This is a genomic window from Ferrovibrio sp. (assembly GCF_046297895.1).
Taxonomy (GTDB): domain Bacteria; phylum Pseudomonadota; class Alphaproteobacteria; order Ferrovibrionales; family Ferrovibrionaceae; genus Ferrovibrio.
The window spans coordinates 1-2,532 of the sequence record NZ_JBKBHC010000014.1 but is presented as its reverse complement, the minus strand read 5'-3'; the positions used below and the strand labels follow the sequence as shown (position 1 = coordinate 2,532).

Below are 2,532 nucleotides of genomic sequence, written 5' to 3'. Positions count from 1 at the left end.
GTATCGACGATGACGAGATTGCGCACCCCGACGGCCCCCACCAAGCGCTCATCGCTGCGGATGAAGCAATTCTCGACATCATGCAGCAGCGCTTCGCCTTCGATCCGGTTACCCTGCGCATCCGGCGCAGACAGGTCGCCCAGCGCCGACCAGGAGCCGATATCACTCCAGCCGATGTTGCAGGGCACGACCGCAACTCGGTCGGATTTCTCCATGACCGCGTAGTCGATGGAGTCTTCGGGAACCTTCTCGAAGAGTTCGGGCGGCAGCTCACATTGAGTAAGACCCTGGCCTTCGACACAACGGGACTGGGCGAGACAGGCTTGCACCGTGGCTAGAATGGATGCGCAGTGCTCACGCATTTCTTCGAGCATGGTCGAGGCCTTGAAGCAGAACATGCCAGAGTTCCAGTAAAACCGGCCTGTTTCAAGGTATGAGGCCGCTGTGGCGGCATCGGGTTTTTCGACGAAGCGCAGGACGCGGTTGCCGTCGGCCTCGATATAGCCATAACCAGTCTCGGGCGCATTGGGCTGGATGCCGAAGGTGACGAGATTCCCCTGTTCAGCCAGCTCAATCGCCTTCTCCACCGCCTGGGCAAAGGCCGACTGATCAGCGATCAGATGGTCTGCAGGGAGTACGAGCAAAAGGGCGTCGGGTTGTTTCGCCGCAACATGCAGAGCGGCCGCTGCGACGGCGGCTGCCGTGTTGCGCCCGAAGGGTTCGAGCAGAAAAGAGGTGTGTAGACGACTTGAGTTGACTTCGCGATATTCGTCTTCCGTCTTGAAGTAAAGCTCGCGGTTGGTCACCGTGAGAATTTCGGTCACTCCCGGCAGCTGCGCCCCGCGTAAAAAGGCTTTTTGCAGCAGGCTTTGCCCATCGCCCAAGCGGATAAAGGGCTTGGGATGCATCTCGCGCGACAGGGGCCATAACCGTGAACCGGCACCCCCACAGAGGATGACGGGAATCAAGCCGTGTTGACTCTGTTGACTCATGATCAGGTTCTCTCGATTGCGTCCAGGACAAATTCCAGTTGTTGTTCCGTATGCTGGCTGTTCAAAAAAAACCGCAGCCGCGCCGCCTTTTCTTCCACCGCCGGGTAGATGATCGGTTGCACGTTGATGCCGCGCTCGAACAGGCGGTTGGACAGCTTCGCTGCCTTGAGCGAGCTGCCGGTGATCGCGGGCACGATGGCAAAGCCCTGGGAGCTGCCGGTATTGATACCGGCTTCTTTCGCCAGCTGAAGAAAGCGTTTCCCGTTCTCCTGCAGCCGGGCGACGCGCTCGGGTTCCTTGCGCATGAGTTTCAGCGCTGCGAGGGATGCTGCCGCTAGGGGTGGTGAGATGCCGACGCTATAGACGAAGCCGGGCGCGCTGTATTTCAAAAGTTCAACCAGCGCCCGCTCGCCGGCAATGTAACCGCCGCAGCCGGCCAGCGTCTTGGAAAGCGTGCCCATCCAGATATCGACGTCCTTACCAGCGATGCCAAAGTGTTCATGCACGCCCTTGCCCGTCGCGCCCAACACGCCGAGCGCATGGGCCTCATCCACCATCAGGAAACAGCCATGCCGGCGCTTGATGTCGATGAGCGCAGGCAGATCGGGAATGTCACCATCCATGCTGTAGTGGCCTTCGACGACGATGAGCGCGCGCTCGAACTGGTGGCGAATTTCAGTAAGTATACCATCGAGCGCGGTCATGTCGTTGTGCGGGAAGCTGCGCCGCGTCGCACCAGAGAGCTTGATGCCTTCGAGCACGCTGTTGTGGATCAGGCTGTCGTGGACGACCAGATCCCTGGGGCCGAAGAGCGTAGCGATGGTAAAGACATTGGTGGCGTGGCCGCTGACGAAGACGATGGCGTCTTCGACGCCGTAGAGTTCGGCCAGCGCTTCCTCCAGTTCGCGGTGGATGGGCCGCTCCCCCGCGACCAGACGGCTGGCCGACGCAGAAGTGCCATAACGGTCGATGGCCTCCTTGGCCGCTTTGTTGACAGCCGGATGCCCAGCCAACCCCAGGTAGTTGTAGCTCGAAAAATTGATGAATTCACGCCCAGCGATGCGGGTGAGCGCACCGGCCACGCCATCATGGGCGATGAAGAACGGATTGCGCAGCCCCAGGCGATCCGCCGCCGCCTTAGGCACCAGCATCCTTTCGTAGTTGGGATGACGGTCGAAGCGGGTGAAGGCTTCCGGGACGTTGGCGCGATGCACCGACCGGCTAGCGGCCGGCTGAGGCGTCGCCCCGCCAGCGCCGACCTTTTTGCCTAGGAAGCGCTCGATGAGCTGTTGCTTGGCCTTCAGGCCGAGTGATGAGTAGGTCATGTCGTGAATCTGGCACCTTGTTTTCGGAGTGTGTGGACAGCCTGCGTGATCTGCTGGATGTCTTCTTCTGCCGGAGATTCCCCATGCTGTTGAGCCATGCGCTGGATCAAGGGATCCACCGTATTGGCGTTCGCTTCGGTCGGATCCTTGCTGCCGAGCAGTTTTTCGACGATTCGCAAGCTGACCTTTTCAGCAGTGGGGGATTCGTTGAGCAT

3 protein-coding genes are annotated in these 2,532 nt (G+C 60.2%); all 3 read right to left on the bottom strand.

Annotation, left to right across the window (positions count from 1 at the left end; genetic code table 11):
* Nucleotides 1-992, bottom strand: a 992-nt coding sequence (locus tag ACK4FK_RS18685) for a mannose-1-phosphate guanylyltransferase (protein ID WP_409747188.1), incomplete at its 3' end; no start/stop codon positions are given.
* 2 nt (nt 993-994) lie between these two features.
* The gene (locus tag ACK4FK_RS18680) at nt 995-2,317 is read right to left on the bottom strand and encodes an aminotransferase class I/II-fold pyridoxal phosphate-dependent enzyme (protein WP_409747185.1); all 1,323 of its coding nucleotides are present in this window, start codon (nt 2,315-2,317) and stop codon (nt 995-997) included.
* Nucleotides 2,314-2,532 (bottom strand): hypothetical protein (locus ACK4FK_RS18675; RefSeq protein ID WP_409747183.1); only part of this gene is annotated, 219 nt, incomplete at its 5' end. The genes ACK4FK_RS18675 and ACK4FK_RS18680, both read right to left, overlap by 4 nt.